Annotated in this window: 19 protein-coding genes; 1 reads left to right on the forward strand and 18 read right to left on the reverse strand. The window is 65.8% G+C overall.

Annotation, left to right across the window (positions count from 1 at the left end; translation table 11 throughout):
• Positions 1–2 precede the first annotated feature (2 nt).
• From G3545_RS26920 to G3545_RS26930, 3 genes are all read right to left on the reverse strand, one after another.
• Positions 3–842, reverse strand: a complete 840-nt coding sequence (locus G3545_RS26920) for an ABC transporter ATP-binding protein (protein ID WP_170017371.1) — start codon at positions 840–842, stop codon at positions 3–5.
• Position 843: 1 nt separating this feature from the next.
• Positions 844–1,662: an ABC transporter permease subunit gene (locus tag G3545_RS26925; RefSeq protein WP_170017372.1), complete on the reverse strand. Its 819-nt coding sequence runs from the start codon at positions 1,660–1,662 to the stop codon at positions 844–846.
• 85 nt (positions 1,663–1,747) lie between these two features.
• Positions 1,748–2,830, reverse strand: a complete 1,083-nt coding sequence (locus tag G3545_RS26930; protein ID WP_170017373.1) for a putative urea ABC transporter substrate-binding protein — start codon at positions 2,828–2,830, stop codon at positions 1,748–1,750.
• 123 nt (positions 2,831–2,953) lie between these two features.
• On the opposite strand from G3545_RS26930, the gene G3545_RS26935 reads away from it, so the two are divergent.
• Positions 2,954–3,571 carry a TetR/AcrR family transcriptional regulator gene (locus G3545_RS26935; protein WP_170017374.1) on the forward strand — a complete coding sequence of 206 codons (618 nt, stop codon included), beginning with the start codon at positions 2,954–2,956 and terminating at the stop codon, positions 3,569–3,571.
• A gap of 132 nt (positions 3,572–3,703) precedes the next feature.
• On the opposite strand, the gene G3545_RS26940 is transcribed toward G3545_RS26935, so the two are convergent.
• The 15 genes from G3545_RS26940 to G3545_RS27010 all read right to left on the reverse strand — a co-directional run bounded on the left by G3545_RS26940 (position 3,704) and on the right by G3545_RS27010 (position 20,645).
• Positions 3,704–4,867, reverse strand: a complete 1,164-nt coding sequence (locus tag G3545_RS26940; RefSeq protein ID WP_170017375.1) for a fumarylacetoacetate hydrolase family protein — start codon at positions 4,865–4,867, stop codon at positions 3,704–3,706.
• A gap of 8 nt (positions 4,868–4,875) precedes the next feature.
• Positions 4,876–5,727, reverse strand: coding sequence for an MBL fold metallo-hydrolase (locus G3545_RS26945; protein ID WP_170017376.1), 852 nt, complete (start codon positions 5,725–5,727; stop codon positions 4,876–4,878).
• Positions 5,728–5,762: 35 nt separating this feature from the next.
• Positions 5,763–7,289 (reverse strand): tripartite tricarboxylate transporter permease, encoded by a 1,527-nt coding sequence (locus G3545_RS26950; RefSeq protein ID WP_170017377.1) that lies wholly within the window; start codon positions 7,287–7,289, stop codon positions 5,763–5,765.
• A 10-nt stretch (positions 7,290–7,299) separates the two neighbouring features.
• The gene (locus G3545_RS26955; protein WP_170017378.1) at positions 7,300–7,782 is read right to left on the reverse strand and encodes a tripartite tricarboxylate transporter TctB family protein; all 483 of its coding nucleotides are present in this window, start codon (positions 7,780–7,782) and stop codon (positions 7,300–7,302) included.
• 14 nt (positions 7,783–7,796) lie between these two features.
• Positions 7,797–8,786: a tripartite tricarboxylate transporter substrate binding protein gene (locus G3545_RS26960; RefSeq protein ID WP_170017379.1), complete on the reverse strand. Its 990-nt coding sequence runs from the start codon at positions 8,784–8,786 to the stop codon at positions 7,797–7,799.
• A gap of 632 nt (positions 8,787–9,418) precedes the next feature.
• Positions 9,419–10,090 (reverse strand): GntR family transcriptional regulator, encoded by a 672-nt coding sequence (locus G3545_RS26965; RefSeq protein ID WP_170017380.1) that lies wholly within the window; start codon positions 10,088–10,090, stop codon positions 9,419–9,421.
• 304 nt (positions 10,091–10,394) lie between these two features.
• A complete protein-coding gene (locus tag G3545_RS26970; RefSeq protein ID WP_170017381.1) occupies positions 10,395–11,306 on the reverse strand; it encodes a CoA-binding protein in 912 nt (303 codons plus the stop codon).
• Positions 11,303–12,523: an ATP-grasp domain-containing protein gene (locus G3545_RS26975; RefSeq protein ID WP_170017382.1), complete on the reverse strand. Its 1,221-nt coding sequence runs from the start codon at positions 12,521–12,523 to the stop codon at positions 11,303–11,305. Before G3545_RS26975 ends, G3545_RS26970 begins: the two co-directional genes overlap by 4 nt.
• 157 nt (positions 12,524–12,680) lie before the next feature.
• The gene (locus G3545_RS26980; RefSeq protein WP_170017383.1) at positions 12,681–13,172 is read right to left on the reverse strand and encodes an acyl dehydratase; all 492 of its coding nucleotides are present in this window, start codon (positions 13,170–13,172) and stop codon (positions 12,681–12,683) included.
• Positions 13,173–13,220: 48 nt separating this feature from the next.
• Positions 13,221–13,766 (reverse strand): MaoC family dehydratase N-terminal domain-containing protein, encoded by a 546-nt coding sequence (locus tag G3545_RS26985; RefSeq protein ID WP_170017384.1) that lies wholly within the window; start codon positions 13,764–13,766, stop codon positions 13,221–13,223.
• Positions 13,767–13,781: 15 nt separating this feature from the next.
• Positions 13,782–14,741: a 2-hydroxyacid dehydrogenase gene (locus tag G3545_RS26990; RefSeq protein WP_170017385.1), complete on the reverse strand. Its 960-nt coding sequence runs from the start codon at positions 14,739–14,741 to the stop codon at positions 13,782–13,784.
• A gap of 13 nt (positions 14,742–14,754) precedes the next feature.
• Positions 14,755–15,912, reverse strand: a complete 1,158-nt coding sequence (locus tag G3545_RS26995) for an enolase C-terminal domain-like protein (protein WP_170017386.1) — start codon at positions 15,910–15,912, stop codon at positions 14,755–14,757.
• The gene (locus tag G3545_RS27000) at positions 15,912–16,874 is read right to left on the reverse strand and encodes a hydroxymethylglutaryl-CoA lyase (protein ID WP_170017387.1); all 963 of its coding nucleotides are present in this window, start codon (positions 16,872–16,874) and stop codon (positions 15,912–15,914) included. Before G3545_RS27000 ends, G3545_RS26995 begins: the two co-directional genes overlap by 1 nt.
• Before the next feature lie 22 nt (positions 16,875–16,896).
• Entirely contained in the window at positions 16,897–19,092 is a 2,196-nt protein-coding gene (locus G3545_RS27005) for an acetate--CoA ligase family protein (protein WP_170017388.1), read from the reverse strand.
• An 11-nt stretch (positions 19,093–19,103) separates the two neighbouring features.
• Positions 19,104–20,645, reverse strand: coding sequence for a tripartite tricarboxylate transporter permease (locus G3545_RS27010; RefSeq protein WP_170017389.1), 1,542 nt, complete (start codon positions 20,643–20,645; stop codon positions 19,104–19,106).
• Positions 20,646–20,657: the final 12 nt, after the last annotated feature.

The following is a 20,657-nucleotide window of genomic DNA, read 5'->3' on the forward strand; positions in this document are numbered from 1 at the left end:
CTTCAGTCCTTCAGGAGAGCCGTTGCCGCGGTGGCGGTGATCGGCATGGGATTGTTGGAGACGAGTTCGAGGGTGCGGGCCTTGGTGCGGGCGGCCTCGAAGCGGCGGGATTCGCGCACGATCCGGCACTTGGCTTCGAAGTCGGAGGCGATGGTGGCGCCGAAGCGCTCGGGCGCCTGCGGGTCATGGCGTGGCCGGTCTATGGCGATGACCCTTGTGCCGAGCAGGAACGCCTCGGGGAGATCGTGGGTGACCATCACGATGGTCATCTGGTTCTCGTCCCACAGCTCGCGCACCAGCTCGTGCATGGAGCGGCGGGTGCCGGGATCGAGCGCGCCGAACGGCTCGTCGAGCAGCAGCACCTTGGGGCGCATGATGAGTGCCTGGGCAATGGCGAGGCGCTGCTGCATGCCGCCGGAGAGCTGCGCCGGATACTTATCGGCCGACGCTGCGAGGCCAACACGTTCCAGCAGTGCCAGGGCCTGATCGCGCAAGGCGCGGCGGCGGGCACCGAACAGGCGGCCGAGCAGCGGCGAGGCGGCCCATTGCGGGCCCATCATCACATTGCCGAGCACGGTGCGGTGCGGGAACACGGAATAGCGCTGGAACACCACGCCGCGGTCGGCGGTCGGTTCCTGTGCGATCGGCAGGTCGTCGATGAAGATGTGGCCGCGCGTCGGCATCTCCTGGCCCAGCAGCATGCGCAGCAGCGTAGTCTTGCCGACGCCGCTGGGGCCGATGATGACGAGGAATTCGTGGTCCTCGAGCGCGAGGTTGACGCGCTCCAGCACGACGCTGTCGCCGTATTCCTTCCAGACGTTCTCGATGCGGATCGTCGTCATCTCACGCCTCCTTGAGCCGATCCCAGGGGAAGGCGGCGGCGGTGAGCTTGCGCAGCGCGTAGTCCATCAGGAAGGCGAGCAGGGTGATCCAGGCGACGTAGGGCAGGATGACGTCCATCGCGAGATAGCGCCGCACCAGGAAGATGCGGTAGCCGAGCCCGCCCTCGGCGACGATGGCCTCGGCGGCGATGACATAGAGCCAGGCGGCGCCGAGCGAGAGGCGCACGGAATCGATGAGGCGCGGCAGCACCTGCGGCATCACCACGCCGGTGATCATCTGCCAGGTCGAGGCGCCGAGCGTCTGCGCCTTGATGATCTGCTCGCGCGGAATGGCGGCGACGCGCAGCATCACGTCGCGGATGATGAAGGGCGCGATGCCGAACACGATCAGCACGATCTTCGACACTTCGCCGAGGCCGAAGGCGATGAACAGGATCGGCAGTACGGCGAGCGGCGGGATCAGCGAGAACGCCGCCATGAACGGCTCGAACATCGCCCGCAATTGCGGGATGAAGCCGATCAAGATGCCGAGCACGAGACCCAGCAGCGCCGAAATGCCGAGCGAGAGCCCGATGCGCCAGAGGCTGAGCCAGGTGTCCCACCACAGCAGCTTCTGCTTGGTGGCGATGTCCACCGTGGTCGCGAGCCGCATCATGCTCGCATAGAAGGAATGGAAGCCCGGCATCAGCTTGTCGGCGGGATCGATGGCGAGCCGGGCATTGGATGCCAGCACATAGACCACGAGCACGGCGATGAAGGGCAATATGCCGAGCAGCACCTTCATCCCGCTGCTGGGCGGATAATTGATGATGCGTCGCACGAGCAGGCCTCCGGGGGCGAGCGGCCGATGGGGTGTCAGGCGAGGGAAGGCCGGGCGGAGTGCGTGACCGCCGCCCGGCGTCAGCTCAGAGCTTGCCGTCGGCGGCGAGCTTGGCGATGGAAGGGTTGACCCGCATCTTGATGTTGGCCTTGTCGCCGAGGATCTCGCCGTCGCCGACCTGGATGCCGATGCTGTCGACGCTGGTGGCGCCCTGACCGTAGAGGCCCTGCTCGAAGCAGAAGCGGCGAATATTGTCCCAGATCTTGCCGGTATCCGCCGAGGTCAGGAATTTATGGGCGTCAGCAGAGGTCATGAAGAAATGGGTGGTATCGATCTGCGACTGCAGGCCGGCCTCGTCCGTGCCCATGGCGCTGGTCATGATCGCCCGCATCTCCTTTGCGGGCTCACCCCCTGCTTTCAGCACGGCAAGCGCCTCGTACCAGGCGCCGGTCACGGCCTTGGCGAAGTCCGGATTGTCCTTCATCGTCTGCGACTTGGCGATGAAGACGTCCATGATCTCGCCGGGGATCTTCGACGAGTCGAACAGGATGCTGGCGCCCTTTACCTTGAGCATGTCCTCGGTGAGCGGCTTCCAGGACACGGCGTGCTTCAGGTCCGCCTGCGAGACGAAGGCGGCGGAGATCTCGGCATCGGAGATATTGACGGTCTTTACCGAAGTGGCGTCCTTGACGCCGTTCATCTGCAGCGCGCGGTTCAGCAAATAGTGCGAGACGCTGTACTGCAGCAGATAGACCGGCTGGCCGACCAGCTCCGGCACCGTCTTGGCGGTCTTGGACAGCAGGATGTCGTTGCCGTTCGAATAGTCCGTGATCAGGAAGATCGAGGTGTCGACGCCGCCGGCCGCCGGCATGGTGAGACCGTCCATGCTGGCGACGCCGACCGCGTCGAGCTCGCCGGCGATGAACTGGTTGACGCTGCCGACATAGTCGTTCGGCTGGATGATCTCGACCTCGATGCCGTATTTGTCGGCCCACTTCTTCATGATGCCGGACTGCTTCATGTAGGCGAACGGCATGAAGCCGATATAGACGGTGTAGCCGAGCTTGAAGCTCTTCTTCGCCTCGGCGTGCGCCGGGCCGCCCGCGCCCGCGAAGGCAGCAGTGGCGACACCGATTGTCAGGATGGCGGCCCGTAGGATGCGCTGCATATGGCGGCTCCGGGTTGCGGAATGGTGCTGGACCCGGCTATTAAACGTAGACTTAATATCGCAGTGCAAGCCCAACTATTGTGCAGCACAGCATATAGGCAAGGCAGTGCTGTGGGAGGGGATATGACGGCGAAGGTCGTGCGGCGGCGCCTCAATCCGATCGAGCGCAGAGGGCTCATCCTCGACGAGGCGCTACGCCTGTTCGCCGAGCGGCATTACTCCGCGGTGACCGTGCGCGACATCGCGCTCACCTGCGAGATCAATGTCGGGCTTATCTACCACTATTTCGACAGCAAGGACGATCTGGTCCGCTGCGCGCTCGGCCACGCCATCGAGCAACTGATCGAAGGCTATGAGCAGCGGCGCGTCGCCTCCGACGACCCGCGCGACGAGATACTGGCGTGGCTCGACATGCACATCGCCATCGCCCCGACGCTCAGCCGCATGGTGAAGTTGATGACCGATTGTGCATCGTCCGACATTCGCGACGCGGAACTCGACGCGCTGGTGGCCGGCTTCTACCAGAGCGAAAAGAGCGTGCTGGAGAGCGCGCTGCAGAAGGGCGTGGCGAGCGGGCGCTTCGCACCGCTCGACGTGACGAAGATGGCGCGGCGCATCGGCCTGATGCTCGACGGCATCTTCCACGCCTCAGCAAGCCGCGGCGACGACCGCATCATCGCGGATATCCGCGACCTCGCGGAGTTTCTCGACACCATGCTGGGCGTCGGAGAGCGAGGGTGACGCGCTGCTCCCTCTCCCCGAGGGGGAGAGGGTTGGGGTGAGGGGGATCTACCGCTCCGCAATCGTGTCACCCCTCACCGACGCGCTTCGCGGGCCACCTCTCCCCAACGGGGAGAGGGAAAGTGACGCAGGTCACGCGTTCCGCAAAGCAAGGCTCTTCATCAGTGCACGGATGCCATAGCTCCAGGGCTCGATGGCGTCGGCATAGTTCACCCGGTTGGCCAGCGTGCCGAGCTTCGGCGTCGCGATGCTCACCACGTCGCCGACCTTGTGGGTGAAGCCGAGGCCGGGCACGCCGCGATCGGCAGTGGGTGCGAACATCGTGCCGAGGAACAGCACGAAGCCGTCGGGATATTGATGGTCGAGGCCGGTGGCGTGCTGCACCAGATCCAGCGGATCGCGGCTGATCTCGGCCATGTGGCTCACTTCGCGCAGCGTGAAGCCATCCTCGCCGCGGATGGTGAGTTCGACATCGGCATCGCGCACATCGTCCATGTCGAACGCGGCATCGAACAGCCGGATGAAGGGACCGATGGCGCACGACGCATTGTTGTCCTTGGCACGGCCGAGCAGTAGCGCGCTGCGGCCCTCGAAATCACGCAGGTTCACGTCATTGCCGAGCGTGGCGCCGACCACCTCGTTGCGGCCATTGACGGCGAGCACGATCTCCGGCTCCGGATTGTTCCAGGTCGAGGCGCGGTGAATGCCGATCTCGGCGCCAGTGCCGACCGCGGACATCGGCTGCGCCTTGGTGAAGATCTCGGCGTACGGGCCAAGCCCGACTTCCAGATATTGCGACCAGCGGCCCGTGGCCTTCATCAGGCGGCGCAGTTCCAGCGCCTCGTCGGAGCCGGGGCGCAGGCGCGCCAGTTCGGTGCCGAGCTCGGCTTCCAGCATGTGCCGGGATTCGTCGGCGCGGCTCATGTCGCCCTTCACATCCTCCTCGATCAGCCGTTCCAGCAAGCTCTTCACGAAGGTGACGCCGGCGGCCTTGATCGCCTGCAGATCGCACGGCGCGAGCAGATGCGGCCGGTCGGGCTTGTGCTGGCCGGCGACGCTGCCGGCGATGATCTCCGCGGCGCCGCCCAGCGAGTTGCCAGGAACAGCGGCGACGGCCTTCGCTGGCTCGGCGGCATCGAGTACGTCGGTGATGGTGTCGAACGCTTCCGACAGATCGACGATCTCGCTGCCGCGCACGGTGACGACAGCGGGGCGGGCGGCGGCCGGGAGCCAGACGCGGCCGACCAGCACGGCGTCTGCAGCGTCTACGGGCAAGGTGGCTTCAAGGGTGAACATGGTGGACCTCAGTGTGACGTCTTTCGCTGGGGGAGCGGCGCGGTGCGCCATACGTCGTCGGCCTCCTGGACGACGCGCAGCTCGGCCTCGAGCTTGATGAGATGGGCCATGACGATACGGCTGGCGGCGCGGTGCAGGCGTGGGTCCTTGCGCCCATAGAGCCGCTGGACCAGATCGGTGGAGGCGATCGGCCCCTCGCGCATCACCCGCAATATCGCTTCCTCGCGCCGCATCCGGCTGGCGAGCAGGTCGCGCACAAAAGGATGCGGATCGGGGAGTGCCGGCCCATGGGCGGGCAGATAGACCGTGTCGTCGCGCGTCAGCAGCCGGCGCAGGCTATCGCAATAGGCGGTCATGTCGCCGTGCGGCGGGCCAACCACCGTGCTCGACCAGGCCATGACGTGGTCGCCGGTGAAGAGCACGCCGCCCGCGCGCGCGAAGCACATATGGTCGCTGGCGTGGCCGGGCATATGGATGGCGGTCATGCCGGCGATCGCATCGCCGTCGCGGAGCGGAATGTCCGGCGTGAAGCTCGGCTCCTGGCTGCGATGGAAGGCGGCGATCGGCGCCCCGGTCGCCGCCTTGAGGGCAGGGGCGGCGCCGAGATGATCATGGTGGGTATGGCTGATCAGGATCTTCGCGACGCGGCCATCCGTGGCGGCAAGGATCGCCTCGACATGGGCCGGCAGGTCCTCCGGGCCGGGGTCGAGCACCACGATGCCTTCCGGCGCTTCGATGAGAAACGTGTTGGTGCCGTGATAGGTCATGACGCTGGCATTCGGTGCCACGATCCGTGAAACCCCTGCCATCACCGGCAGCATTACGTCGCGCTCAGGCTCCGCTTCCTTCAAGAACGGCATTCGGCTCGCAATCCTCAATCAACAAACACTTGGCATCAATCGCCACCGCCGATAGCGATGGTTCTGGTCTTGATGCCGAACAGTCGGTCCAGCACCGCGCGCTGGAGGTCGAGCGTCAGCACGAAGATGACGACCAGCCAGATGAACAGCGCCATCGGGCTCTTATAGAAGATCGAGGGGTCGCCAAGGTTCATGAACAGCCCTTCGCGGATGTATTTCTCGATCAGCGGCCCCAGCACCATGCCGATCACCATCGGCGCCAGCTGGAAATTGAACTTGCGCAGGAAGTAGCCGATCACCCCCAGCGCGATCAGGAAGTACACGTCCATCATGCTGTTATTGACGCTGTAGGCACCGATCACCGCCATCAGCAGGATCAGCGGCAGGAAGATATGGTTGGGCACGCGCAGCAGGCTGACCCACACGCTGATCATCGGCACGTTCATGATCAGCAGGATGATGTTGCCGACATACATGGAGACGATGACGCCCCAGAAGATCTCCGGGTGATTGACGATCAAGAGCGGCCCGGGCTGCACGCCGTGCACCATCATGGCAGAGAGCATGAGCGCGGTGACGGCGCCATAGGGCAGGCCGATGGCGAGCAGCGGCACCATGGTGGAGGTGGCGGCGGCATTGTTCGCCGTCTCCGGCCCGGCGACGCCCTCGACGGCGCCCTTGCCGATCTCGCCGCGATATTTCGAGAAGGTCTTCTCGATCTTGTAGGAGACGAAGCTCGACAGCGTGGTGTGCGGGCCGGGCAAGAGGCCGATGACGAAGCCGACAATCGTGCCGCGGCCATAGGGCGCCCAGGCGCGGCGCCACTCCTCGCGGGTCGGCAGCAGGTCGCGCAGCTTCACCCGCAGCGGCTTCACCTGCGTCTCCAGCGATTCCACCACATTCATCACCTCGGCGACGCCATAGACGCCGACCACCAGCGAGACCAGCTCGATGCCCTGCGTCAGGTCGATCAGGCCGAAGGTGAAGCGGTTCTGCCCGGTGACATCCTCCTGGCCGACGGTGCTCAGCATCAGGCCGATGGCCATCGGGAAGATGCCGGAGGCGAAGCTGCCGCCGGAGATGCGGGAGAACAGCAGAAGGCCGCCCGCCACGAGCGCGAGGAATTCGGCCGGGCCGAACAGGATGCCGAACTTGGCGAGCGTCGGCGCGAACAGCATGACGCCGATGGTCGACACCGTGCCGCCGACGAAGGAGCCGACGGCGACGATGGTGAGCGCGGCGCCGGCGCGCCCGCGCCGTGTCATCTCATAGCCGTCGATGCAGGTGACGACGGAGGCGGCCTCGCCCGGCATGTTCAACAGGATCGAGGTGGTCGAGCCGCCATACATGGCGCCGTAATACATGCCGGCCATCATGATGAGGCCGCTGGTCGGATCGAGCGAATAGCTGATCGGCAGGATGAGCGCGATGCCGGCGACCGGGCCTAGGCCCGGCAGCACGCCGATGGCGGTGCCGACCAGCGCGCCGAGGAAGGCGACCAGCAGGTTCTGCGCGGTGAAGGCGACGCTCACGCCGTACAGGATTCCGTCGATGGTAGTCATACGGGCGTCCTCAGGGCAGATCGATGCCGAGCATGCCGGTCGGCAGCGGCACCTTCAGGAAGGTCACGAAGAGGAAGTGGAGCGCCGCCGCCATGATGAGCGAATAGAGGATGATGCGCGGCCAGCCGAGCTTGGAGAGTGACCGCATCAGCACGGCGATGAACAGCGCGCCGGCGGCGAACTGGCCCACCACCGGCAGTAGCGCGACATAGCCGCAGAGCAGCGCGATCAGCAGGACGACGCGGTTGCGGTCAGCGCCGATGGGGAGCGCATACTCCTCATCGGGGCCGGCCCGCATGCCCTCGGCGACAGTGGCGAGAGAGCCGAGCACCAGGGTGATGCCGACGATGATCGGGAAGATCGCCGCCCCCGGCTGGTCCATCCGGCCGAAGGGCAGCCGGAAGGACAGCACCAGATAGCCCGCTGCCAGCGCCACCCCGATCAGTCCAACAAGAATATAGGCGGTGCTCTTCCGGATCGAGATGGCGTTCATGGCAGGCCCCTGTGTCACTTCTGGTCCATGAAAGTCTTCAGGTCCTGGAACGTCCTGGTGTATTGCTGCAATTCCTGCTTGGTCTCTTCAGGACCTTTCGGGTCGACGATCATACCGGTGGTCTTGGCGAAATTCTTGAAGTCGTCGCTGTTAACCACTTCAAGCGAGGCGGCCACCAGCTTGGCCTTCACGTCCGCCGGCAGGCCCTTGGGCGCCAGCACATAGGTGGCATAGGGCAGGGTGACGCCGTAGTTGTCGCCCATCGGCGTGGCGTCGGGGAATGGCTCGTACTTGCCCTTCTGCGCCACGGCGAGCACGCGCACTTCGCCCGCGGCGACCTGGCCCGCGACGCCGGCGGCACCGGAGGTGACATTCGCCTCGACCCGCCCGCCGAGCACCGCAACCAGTCCTTCGCCGCCGCCGCCGGTGAAGGGCACCGGGGTGATCTTCACGTCGGCCGCCTTGTTGAGCTGCTGCAGCACCATCTCGACGATGGTACCGAGGCCGGAGACCGAGGCGCGCATCTTGCCGGGATTGGCCTTGGCTTCGGCCAGGAACTCGTCGAGGTTTTTCCACCTCGCATCGCCCTTGACGACGATGATGGAGGGCAACTCGACCATCTTGACGATCGGCTCGTAATCGTCCGGCGACTTGTAGATCAGCCCGTCATTCACCAGCGGCTGATAGACCAGCGCGGCATTGGTTCCGAGGCCGATGGTGTAGCCGTCGGGGCGCGCGCGAACCACGGTGCTGATGCCGACGGTGGCCGAGCCGCCCGGCTTGTTCTCGACATCGACATTGCTGCCCTTCAGCGCCTTCTCCAACCCGGCGGCGAACTGCCGGCCGATCGGATCGGTGCCGCCGCCGGGGGCGAACGGCACGATGAAGGTGATATCGCGCGACGGATAGCTGTCCGCTTTCGCGGGAGCGGCGAAGCTCACCGCGGTGATCCCTGCGAGCAGCGCGATAGCCGTCAGCCCGGCGGCCCGTGCGTGGTTCGGCATGATTCCCTCCCATGTTGTTTGTCGGGTCCGGAATGTTTCTTCCGGTAACCGTGTCTCAATGCGTTCAGCCGATGGATGTATTACCTCCTGCGCGAGCGGATACTGCCGGGATGCTTGGCGTCTGCATCATCGCGGCAGGTTGGCTCGGGCTGTCGGGGCGCCGGCACGTATCAGCGACAGAGGCGTTCGGAGCGAGCATGGTGCCTGCCGGCCCACGGCCGGAACGGACATCGCCTCTGGCATCCGCCTGCTCCAATTTGATCGACTGTTAGCATACTCTATCTAATTATCGGCTTGTCAAGGACGCCGATGCGCGGGTTGGGCGATGTCGACGGGAGTAGGCGATGATTTGGGAGTGACGAATATGTACTTGGTATTATTTAGGTCGCGACGTGAACGAATTGAGTGAATACATTCATCGTCATCCCGGCCGTAGGCGCAGCCGGAGAGCCGGGATCGCGCGAAGTCCGGCTCGGCCCCTTCCTACGATCCCGGATCGGCCGCTGGCGGTCCGGGATGACGATGGGTGGGAGGGAAGGAGGAGGCGCGCTGCTTCAACATCCTTCGAGGCCCGGCTTTGCCCGGGCACCTCAGGATGACGTTCCTCCAGCTTTCAGGAAGCCAGGTGCGCCCTACTTGCCGCCCATGCGCTCCAGCAGGTCGGCCTTGGCGCCTTCGACATGGGCGCGGACCACTTTTTCCAGCCGGTCCTCGTCCTGATCGCGAAGCGCCTGGAGGATGAGGGCGTGCTCGTCGACCATGCGGTCGAGGCGGACTTCGCTGTAGCCGTATTTTCCGCGCAGTCCGCCGAGCAGCGTCGCATAGCGCTCATAGATGAGGAGGGCCTCCTCATTGTCGCCGTGGCGATAGATCATGCGGTGGAATTCGGAGTTCAGCGCGAAGATGGTGTCGATGTCGCGGCGCTGCACCGACTCTTTGAAATCCTTGTGGATTTGCGCCAGCTTGGCCATCGCCGCATTGGTCAGGTTCGGCAGGCTGAGCCGCATCAGCAGCACTTCCATCGCCGCGCGCAGATCATAGATGTTGCGCACCCGCCTTGTGTTCAGCGAGAGCACGCGGGCGCCCTTGTGCGGCAGGATCTCGACCAGGCCCTCGCCCTGCAGCGATTGCAGCGCCTCGCGGATCGGCATCTGGCTGAAGCCGAAGCGGTCGACCAGCGACGCCGTGGTCAGGCGCGTCCCGTCCGGGATGCGGCCCGACAGGATCTCGACACGAAGCTGGTCACGGAGCGCCGCATAGGTGGGCACCCCGGTCGCGAGCTCGGAAGGGAGCGTCTCCGACATCAATCCTCCGCCGTCGGACCACTACCGACTTTGGTATACGATATAATAGATATAAGTTGAATATTTAGATCAAATCTGGTGCCGCGTCAATCGTGACAGGCACGGTGACGCGGAAGCCGGATTTACCTAGAGGCGAGAGTCAGGAGCAGATGATCCCGAGTTGAATCTGGCAGAACACCACACGTCTAGCGCACTATACACGAACCACGTGTCCGGACAAAGCTACTTAAGTTCAGTCCGTTCTCCTCTTGTCAAAGTAACGGCGCGACTGAGACGCTAGAATTCTGAGCGGGCCGGTGAATGGTCACGACGCCTTCGATAGCGGCATGCCCAACGTCGCCGCTATATGCACCGGAAGCTCGGACAGCCGCCGCAGCACGGTGACGCCGGCATCCTCCAGCGCCCTTATCTTCGCCGAGGGCGTGCCCGCGCCGCCTTCGATGATGGTGCCGCCATGGCCGAAGCGCACGCCCGGCAGCGCCTCGGTGAAGCGGCCGACAATGATGGCGAAGACCGGCTTGGTGATGGCGCCGCTCCTGATCAGCCTGGCGGCCTCCTCCTCATAGAGCGTGCCGGTCTCGCCGAACAGGATCACCGCCCTGGTCTCGGGATCGCGCTCGAACAGTTCCAGCAGTTCGGGGAAAGCGGTGCCGGACATCGCCTCGCCGCCCACCGAGACATAGGTGCTCTGGCCGATGCCGGCGCGCGTCAGGGTCCAGCAGATCTCCGCGCCCATGCCGCCGCTCTTCGACATGATGCCGACCGGCCCGCGCAGCAGCGCGCGATCCGGCCGCTCGCCGCCAATGCCGCCGATCAGCGCCTTGCCCGGGCTGACGATGCCGAGCGTGTTCGGCCCCACGACGCGCACGCCGGCCTTGCGGGCTTCGCCAAGGATCACCGCAAGATCGTGGATCGGGATGCGTTCCGCCGAGATGGCCAGCAGCGGCACGCCGGCTTCGATCAGGTCGAGCGAGGAAGCCTTCAAGGCGCGCGGCGGCACATAGCTGATAGCGGCGTCGATCTGGTGATGCCGCACCGCCTCGGCGCAGGAATCATAGACCGGGATGCCGTCGACTTCCTGGCCGCCCTTGCCGGGAGTGACGCCGGCGACGACCTTGGTGCCGTAGCGCAGCATGCGCTGCACATCCATGCGGCCCTGCGTACCGGTGATGGCCTGCACCAGCACCCTTGTATTCTCGTCCAGCAGGATGCTCACGCCACGCCCTCCCGCGCTTCAACGTCCTTTACCCGGTCGACGAAGCGGTCGAGCGCGTATTCCAGCGTGACCTCGTCGCCATAATATTCGAGATGCGGCACCCGCGAGGCGGTCCGACGGGCCTCTTCCTCGCCCGGGCCCGCCATGCGCAGCACCACCGGGAAGCGCTCGAAATCAAGCTGCGAGGCTTCCAGCGCCTCGACCAGGATCCGCACCCGGGATTCGATACGGGCAAGATTTATGATGTTGGAGCCGAACACCAGGCCGCGCAGGCCAGGGATCTGCAGCACGCCCTCGAATAACGCGCGCAGCATGGTCTCGTTCGGCGTGGTCGCGTCGTAATAGGTCGCCGGCTTGCCGCCGCGGTCGATGATGTGGTCGGCCGACCACAGGCTGCAGCCGCCGCCGGAGAGCAGGCAGCCGAGATTGCCGCCCTCCAATTCCATGAAGCGCATGCTGCCGGCGCCCTCGAGATTCAGGGCGAACAGCCGTCGCTCCAGCGGCGTTGCCTGCCTGCCGAACCGGCTGGCGCCATACTCGATCCATTGCGCCAGTTCCGGCTGGCGGAACAGCGCGTCGTCGTCAATGTCCATCAGCGTGCCGATCGCGGTCGCGCCGCCATCGGCGTCGAGGCTCAGCGGGTTGATCTCCAGCACCCGGGCCTCGTATGTGCGAAAGGCTTGCAGTGCCTGCTCCGTGGCGCGGCCGGCGACTTCCGCCTTCTCGGCGGAAAGCCCGACCGAGCGCCATGCCTCGGCAAAGGAGGCGACCGGCTGCTCAAGCGCGAGGTCGATCGGAATATGGGCGAACGCCTCCGGATTGGCGGCGGCGGCTTCCTCGACATCGACGCCGCCGAGCCGGCCGAGCATGGCGACGGCGCTGCGCAGCACACTGTCGAAATTGAAGGACAGGAACAGTTCGTCAGCGATCTGCTCCTTGCGTTCCAGCAGCAGCGCGCCGGCGTGGAAGCCGCGGAATTCGCGGCCGACAATGGCCTCGAAGGCGGCGCGCAACTCGGCCTCGTCATGGACGATGCGCACCGCACCGGCCTTGCCCTTCTTGCCGATCGGGATCAGCGCCTTCGCCACCGCGGGGAAGGCGACCTCGGCGGCACATTGCGGGATTTCCTCGGCGTGATGGATCACCACGCCCTTGGGGACCCGGAGTCCGTGGCGCTCCAGCAGTTCCTTGGTCTTGTCCTCGAGCAATGCCGCCATGTCGGTCTATCCCGCTCCTCAAAAGCTGACCTGTACTTCCCTCTCCCCGAGGGGGAGAGGTGGCCCGCAAAGCGGGTCGGTGAGGGGGCGCGCGTCCGGGAAGCGAAGAAGACCCCTCACCCCAACCCTCTCCCCGACGGGGAGAGGGAGAAGACACTCACGCCGCTGCGGCGATCTTCGGCGCCACGAAGGGGTAGGGCACCGCGCGGCCGCCGCGCTTCGGCAGCACCACGGTGGCGGTGCCTTGGGTGGAATCGACGCCGCGGGAGTTGCGCAGGCCAATCTCCAGCTCGACGAAGCCGAGCCCGTCCGCCTCGTATTTCTTCACCGGCTTGCCCCAGGCGGTGATGGTGTCGCCCGGTACGTCCATGGCGCGGTACTGGAAGCCGATCTTCCAGTTCCAGCCGCCTTCGCCGGCCCAGTCCTTCAGCAACTGGGCGAGCACATGCTGCTTCCAGGTGCCGTTCACCAGCACGTCCGGCAGCTTGTCATGGCCGGTGGCATATGGGTTGTCGTAATGGATGCGGTGCCAGTTCTCCATCGCCGCCGACCAGCGCATGATGTGCGCGGTGGTGATCGGCCCCTTGGAGATGGACGGGATTTCCTTGTCGAGCTCGACATCGTCGAAATAGATTTGCTCGCCCTTCATGCTTTCCTCCGGAGTTCTTCTCGATTGCTGCGCGTCTGACGTATCGGATCAGCGGATGATGCGGGTCTGCACCGATTTCAGCAGCAACTCGTCCTTGTCGTTGTAGTAAGAGGTCTCGGTGAGCAGGAAGACCAGCGGGCCGGACTTGCCTTCGCGCTGATAGATGTCGGTGTACTTGCTCTTCACGCGAATGCGCTCGCCGGGCTTGGCCTGCTGGTAGATCTCGACCTCGTTGCCGCCATTGAGCACCCGCGTCAGCGGGATCGGCAGTGGCACCAGACCCTTCATCACGCCGCGGATCGAGCCGTCGAAATCCGGATCGGTGGCGCGGCCCTCGAACGGGTCGGGCGTGCCGGCGGGTACGCGCAGCGCATGCAGTGGGAACAGCGGCGGGGCGACCACGCTGCCGAATTTGGTGCCGGCGGCGTAGTCGTCGTCCCAATAGGCCGGGTCGAGTTCGAGGGTGGCCTGGACATGCCGGCGGATCTGGCCGCGCTCGACGACGTCGCAGGATTCCTCCCACTCGGATTCGAGGCCGATCAGCGCCTTCACCTCATCGGTAATGTAGTTCGTCGTGACTGTGTCCGTGCTCATTGCAACCACCCTTCCTCAATTCGCCGTCTGTGCCGCCGGCACCGAACCGGCGACGATATTCCTGGGGATGCGCCCGTCGGCGAGGCGCGCGAGGTTCTCGACGATCTGGTCCCAGATGCGCTGGCGCGACTGCTCGCTGGAGCCGGCGGTGTGCGCTGTGGCGAGCACGTTCGGCATGTGGCGCAGCACGGAGTCCGCCGGCAGCGGCTCGGTGACGAAGGCGTCGAGTGCCGCGCCGCGCAACTGCCCGGCTTCGAGCGCCGCGATGAGCGCGGGCTCATTGACGATGGCGCCGCGCGAGACATTCACCAGCAGCGCCGTCGGCTTCATCAGCGCCAATTCAGGGGCACCGATCATGCCGCGGGTGCGCGGCGTCAGCGCCGGTGCCAGCACGAGGATGTCACTGCGTTTCAGCAATGCGTTGAGATCGAGGAACTCGACGCTCGGCCACGGCGCACACGGGATGGTGCGGGTCGTCACCATCACCTTGGCACCAAAGGCGACCGCGCGTTTGGCGATCTCGCTGCCGATGGCGCCGAAGCCAACAATGCCGACCGTGGCGCCGGCGATCTCGCGGCCCTGCCAGACCTCGGTGCCGGACCATTTGCCGGCGCGGATGGCGTCGATCTGGGCCGGGAGGTTGCGCAGCGCCGCCAGCATCAAGAGGAAGGCATGCTCGACCACTGCATTGCTCGGCGCGCCGGGCGTGTTGGCGGCGGCGATGCCCTTGCGCTCGATGGCCTTGAAGTCGATGCGATCGGTGCCGGTGCCGACCTGCTGCACCAGCTTGAGGCGGCCGGCATGCTCCAGCAGCGCGTCATTGACGTCGGCGCGCCGGGTTACCAGCGCGTCGGCATCCTCGAGCGAGCGCTTCAGGGCAGGGACGTCGTCATAGGCGACGAAGTCGAGCCGATACGGCAGGGCCGGAGTCTCGGCTGGATCGAGAAATCCGTCGGCGGCGATGGTGACTTTCATGCGCTTGGCTCCGTCACTGCGCCGCCTGCAGGCCGGCTCCGGTCTGCCGCGCCCATTCCTCGCGATCGAAGCCGATGCCGGCGCCGGGCTCTTCACGCGGCCGCACCTTGCCGTCCCTCGGCTGGAGTTCGCCGAGCATCAGCGGGGCGACCGGCGTCGCACCGGTGGCGTCGAACACGATGTGCTCGGCCAGCGGGCAGTTCTGGATCGTCATCATCATGTGCGTCGCCCAGGGCTGCATGACGCCATTGTGCGGGATCACCGGGAGGTCATAGGCGGAGGCCATGGCGGCGACCTTGCGGATCTCGCTCACCCCGCCGCACCAGGCGACGTCGGGCTGCAGTACGTCAGCGCAGCCGCGGTCGATCAGTTCCTTGAAGCCCCAGCGGGTGTATTCGTGCTCGCCGGTGGCGATCTGGGTGCGCTTCACGCGGCGGCGCAGCTCGGAATAGCCGTCATAATCGTCCGGCGGCAGCGGCTCCTCGATCCAGCGCACGTTGAATTCCGCGGCCTCGCGGTCGAAGGCGAGCGCGTAGTCGAGGCTCCACGACATCCAGCAATCGACCATGATGTCGATGTCGGGACCGACCGCCTCGCGCATCTGCGCCACCACCTCGACATTCTTGCGCAGCCCGTCTTTGCCGTCGGCGGGGCCATAGGCCATCGGCGCCTTGGCGCCGACATAGCCCTCGCGGGCCAGCGCACCGGAATCTGGGTGGGTGGCGTAAACCGGCAAGAAGTCGCGTACCGCGCCGCCCAGCACGCGATACAGCGGCTGGCCGAGCCATTTGGCGAACAGGTCCCACAATGCGAGGTCGACGCCGGACAGCGCCATGATCGGCGCGCCCTTGCGGCCATAGGCCAGCGTTGCCCGGTACATCTGCTCCCACAGCAGCTCGACGTCGCGCGGGTCGGAGCCGACCAGCAGGCCTTTCAGATGATGGTCGATAATGGTCTGCACGATCACGCCGCCGCGGGTGATGCCGAGCCCGGTCACGCCTTCATCGCTGATCACCTCGATGAAGACGTCCTGGGTATTCGGCCCGCGCCAGCTCGCACGCTTCTCGCTGAATTTCGGGTAGATCGACATCGGCGTCGACACCCGCGTCTGGTTCAGCCAGGAGACGCGCGGCGGCGGCGCGACATAGGTGCGTACATCGGTGATGCGCATCACGCCGGCGCCCCGATCTCGCCGATCTTCTGCTGCTGCCTGGGCGCGGGCCGAAGGTCGCTGCCCTTGCCGGCGCGCAGCATCGAGCTGTCGAGTGGATGGTCGATGAAGTCCTTATGCATGCGGGCGATGGCAATCATCTTGTCGAGATCGATGCCGGTTTCCACCCCCATCTCGTGGAGCATGTTGACCATGTCCTCGGTGGCGATGTTGCCGGAGGCGCCCGGTGCATAGGGGCAGCCGCCAAGGCCGCTGACGCCACCATCGAAGCGGTCCATGCCGGCCTGCATGGCGGCAAGCGTATTGGCCAGGGCCATGTCGCGGGTGTTGTGCAGATGCAGGTTCCACGTCACCTGCGGATACTTGTCGAGCATGTGCGCGACGACGCGATAGACCAGCGCCGGATTGGCGACGCCGATGGTGTCGGCGAGCGACATGTTGGTGATGCCGAGGGCGAGATAGCGGTCGGCGACGCGCTCCAGCGCCTGGACCGGCACCTCGCCCTCGAACGGGCAGCCGAGCGAGCAGATCATGCTGCCGGAGACCACGAAGCCGGCGTCCTGCGCGATCGGCGTCATCTCCTCGAAGTCCTGCAAGGTCTCGTCGATGGAGCGGTTGCCATTGGCGCGATTATGGGACTCCGTCACCGAGAGCATGAAGCTCACCGTGGTGATGCGGTCCTTGAAGGCCAGCGCGCGCTGCAGGCCGCGAATGTTCGGAGTCATGGCGCGGTAGGAGACGCCGTCGACGATGTCGATCCGGCTCATCACCTCCTCGGCGTCGGCGAGCTGCGGGATCGCCTTGGGATGGGCGAACGAGGTGACCTGGATCTCCGGCACGCCGGTACGCGAGAGCGCGTTGATGACGGCGATCTTGGTCTCCGTCGGGATCCAGGTCTTTTCGGCCTGGAAGCCGTCACGGGGGCCCACTTCCATGATGTGGACCTTTTTCACGAGCTGCATCGCTCTCTCCTGTTCCGTTCGATTATCGGGATGCCGGCTCGGCCACGCGCGGCACCAGCAGCGCATCGAGCGCCACGACGCCGCGCCCTTCGGCACGCACGGCAAGCGGGTTGATGTCGAGGCTCTCGACGCTGTCGCCCGCCCACACGGCGAGCCGGGAGATGTTGACCAGCGTGTCTACCAGCGCCGCGATGTCGGCCTTGGGCAGGCCGCGATAGCCCGCTGCGATCTTGGACAGGCCGCGCACCTCCCCGATCATCTCGTGCGCCTCGCGGCTGGTGATCGGGCACACCCGCCAGGACGAGGCGGCCATGGCTTCCGCCAGGATGCCGCCGAGGCCGAGCATCAGCACCGGGCCGAAATGCGCATCCCGCGAGACGCCGACGATGAGCTGCAGCCCGTCGGAGACCATCTCCTGGATCAGCACGCCATCGATCCGCGCCTGGGGGTGATGGCCGCGCACCGCGACCAGCATCTCGCCGAAGGCACGGGCGACTTCGTCGGCATCCTTCAGCCCGAGCCGGACGCCGCCCGCCTCGGTCTTGTGGGGGATGTCGTCGGAGGCGATCTTCATCGCCACCGGAAAGCCGATCGAGCGTGCCGCATCGATGGCGTCGTCGACCTCGCGGCAGAGGATTTCCCGCGTGCCGCGCACCCCGAACAGGCTGAGCGCCTGCTTGCTGGCATATTCGTTCAGCGCAACGCCGCGACCGCCACGCACGATCTCCTCGAACGCCGCCAGCGCGGCCGGCGGCAGGGGGAACTGGCGCTCGCCGGAGGCCACCTCGGCCATGTAGTCGCGGCGGGTGCGGTGATAGTCGACCAGCGCGCGCGCTGCCTGTGCCGCCTTCACCGGCGCGAAGAACAGCGGCACGTTGCTGTTCTTCAGCAAGGGTAGGCTCGCGGATTCACGCGCGCTGCCGTTCCACACGAACAGGATCGGCTTCGGCGCATTCTCGATCGCCGCGATGGTGAACTTCGCCTGGTTCGGGCCGCCGACGCTGGAGAGGATCAACAGGTCCTGATTGTCTTCGCCCAGCAGGATATCGAGGACCTGCTCGAAGCTCTCCTTCACGCCGAACTGCGTCAGGTCCGCCGGGTTTGCCGCGGAGCCGCGGTCGCCCATGATGGCGACCATCTTCTCCCGCGTTTCCGGCGAGAGGGGAGGGACTTCGAGGCCGAGCTCGCCGCATTTGTCGGCGGTGTGGGTGGAGATGCCCCCGGATTCCGAGCTGACGCCGATCCGCGGACCGCGTGGCGCCTTGGCCTTGGCGAACATGGCGGAGAACTCGACCAGTTCGTCATAGTCGTTGACGCGCACCACGCCCTTCTGGCGGAACAATGCGTCGTGCGCGGTGTCGGAGCCGGTCATCGCCGCGGTGTGGCTATTGGCGCCGCGGGCGCCGACTTCGGAGCGGCCGACCTTGAGGATGACGATCGGCTTGCCGGCACGCAGCGCCAGGTCGGCGGTCTCCGCAAACTTGGCGCCGTCTTTGAAGCCTTCGATGACGGCGGCGATGACCTTCGTCCCGGGATCCGCGATCATGTACTGCATGAAATCGGAGGTCTCGAGATCGGCCTCGTTGCCGGTGCAGATCATCGAAGAGAAGCCGATGCCGCGATCTTCCGCCAGCGGCAGAAGCGTGCGGTAGCAGGTGGCACCGCTCTGCGAAACCAGGCCGATGCCGGTATCGAAAGTGTGCATGTTCGGCGAGATCATCGTCGACGGCGTGGTCCAGCTCTGCGCCGCCACATTGGCGAGGCCGAGGCAATTGGGCCCGCACAGCCGCACGCCGCTCTCGCGGGCGATGTCGCGCAGTCGCTCCTGCCGGGCGCGGCCCTCGTCTGTCCCCAGCTCGGCAAAGCCGGCGGAGATGATGAGCACCGATTTCGCGCCCTTCGCGACACAAGCCTCGAAGGTCGGCACCACCAGCTGCGCCGGCAGCACGATGCCGACGAGATCGGGGGCTTCGGGAAGATCGGTCACGGACGGATAGCACCGCGTGCCGTCGACTTCGGTGCGGTTGGGATTGATCGGGTAGTGGCGCGCCTTTGAGCCGGAGGCGAGCAGGTTCTTGAGGAAGTTGCCGCCATAGCCGGCCTTCTCCGTGGCGCCGACGATGGCGACGGATTTCGGGTTCAGCATGGCGTGGATGGAGCGGAGCTTGGCGTCCAGCATTGCGCCCGCCATGGGCCGCGCCTCATCGACGATAAGCATATCGGTCTTCCTCACACACTGGCTTTCGGACGAGCGTCGCCATGGGCGACGGGCTGGCTGGCTTGGCGGCTCTTCGAGCGCCGCAACAGCCAGCTGACGAGCGGGAACAGCACCACCAGGGCGAGGATCGCCATCAGCGTTCCGGAGATCGGCCTTGTGATGAAGATGGAGAGATCACCCTGCGACATCATCAGCGACTGGCGCAGCGAGCTCTCGAGCCCGTCGCCGAGCACCACGGCGAGGATCAGCGGTGCCGCGGGATAGCCGAACTTGCCGGAGCAGTAGCCGAACAGGCCGAAGAACAGCAGCATCCACAGATCGAGCATGGATGAGGTGACGCTGTACACGCCGACCACGCAGAAGATCATGATCAGCGGGCCGAGGAACGAGAAGGGGATGCGCAGCACCGAGACGAAGAGCGGCACGAACAGGATGTTCAGCACCAGTAGCATCACGTTGCCGATATACATCGAGGCGATGAGGCCCCAGACGAATTTCGGGTTCTGCGAGAACAGGAACGGACCCGGCTGGATGTTGAACAAGGCGAGAGCGCCCATCATCACCGCCGTGGTCGACGAGCCGGGAATGCCCAAAGTGAGCATCGGGATCATGTGGCCGCCGGTCGAGGCATTGTCGGCCGAGCCGGGGCCGGCCACCGCTTCGATGGCCCCCTTGCCGAAGCGCTCGGGATGCTTGGTCAGCTTCTTCTCGACCGCATAGGAGAGCAGCGCGGAGACAGCGCCACCGGCGCCGGGCAGCAGGCCGCAGACGAAGCCGATTATGGTGCCGCGGCCGATGGCGGGCGCACTTTCCTTCAGCTCCTGCTTGCTGATGACCATCTCGCGCAGCGTGGTGCGGATCACCTTGCGGGTCTCGGTGCGCGACACTGTGGCGATCACCTCGCCGAGGCCGAACATGCCGACCGCGATGGACAGGAACTTGATGCCGTCGGCGAGTTCCAGCACGCCGAAGGTGAAGCGCGGGAAGCCGGTGATCATGTCGTAGCCGACCAGCGAGATCGTCAGGCCCAGCAGGGCCATGGCGTAGCCCTTCAGCTTGGCGTCGCCGACCAGGCCCGCCACGCAGGACAGGCCGAGCAGCATCAGCGCGAAATATTCCGGCGGGCCGAACTTCAGCGCGACCCGAGCCAGTGGCGGCGCCGCGATCATCAGCACGATGACGCTGAAGGTGCCGGCGACGAACGAGCCGATCGCCGAGATGGTCAAGGCCGGGCCGGCGCGGCCTTGCTTGGCCATGGCGTAGCCGTCGATGCAGGTGGGAATGTTGGAGGCCTCGCCCGGCACGCCGACCAGCACCGAGGTGATGGTGCCGCCATACATGGCGCCGTAATAGATGCCGGCCATCATGATCATGGCGGTGGTCGGATCCATGCCGTAGACCAGCGGCAGCAGCATGACGATGCCGGCCACCGGGCCGACCCCCGGCAGCGCGCCGATGATCGTGCCGGCGACGACGCCGATGGTCACGAACAGCAGGTTGATCGGCGAGACCGCGACCGAGAAGCCGAGGGCGATGTGCGAGAATAAATCCATGGCTGCGCCTCG

The sequence above is a fragment of the Starkeya sp. ORNL1 genome (assembly GCF_012971745.1).
In the GTDB taxonomy this organism is placed as follows: domain Bacteria; phylum Pseudomonadota; class Alphaproteobacteria; order Rhizobiales; family Xanthobacteraceae; genus Ancylobacter.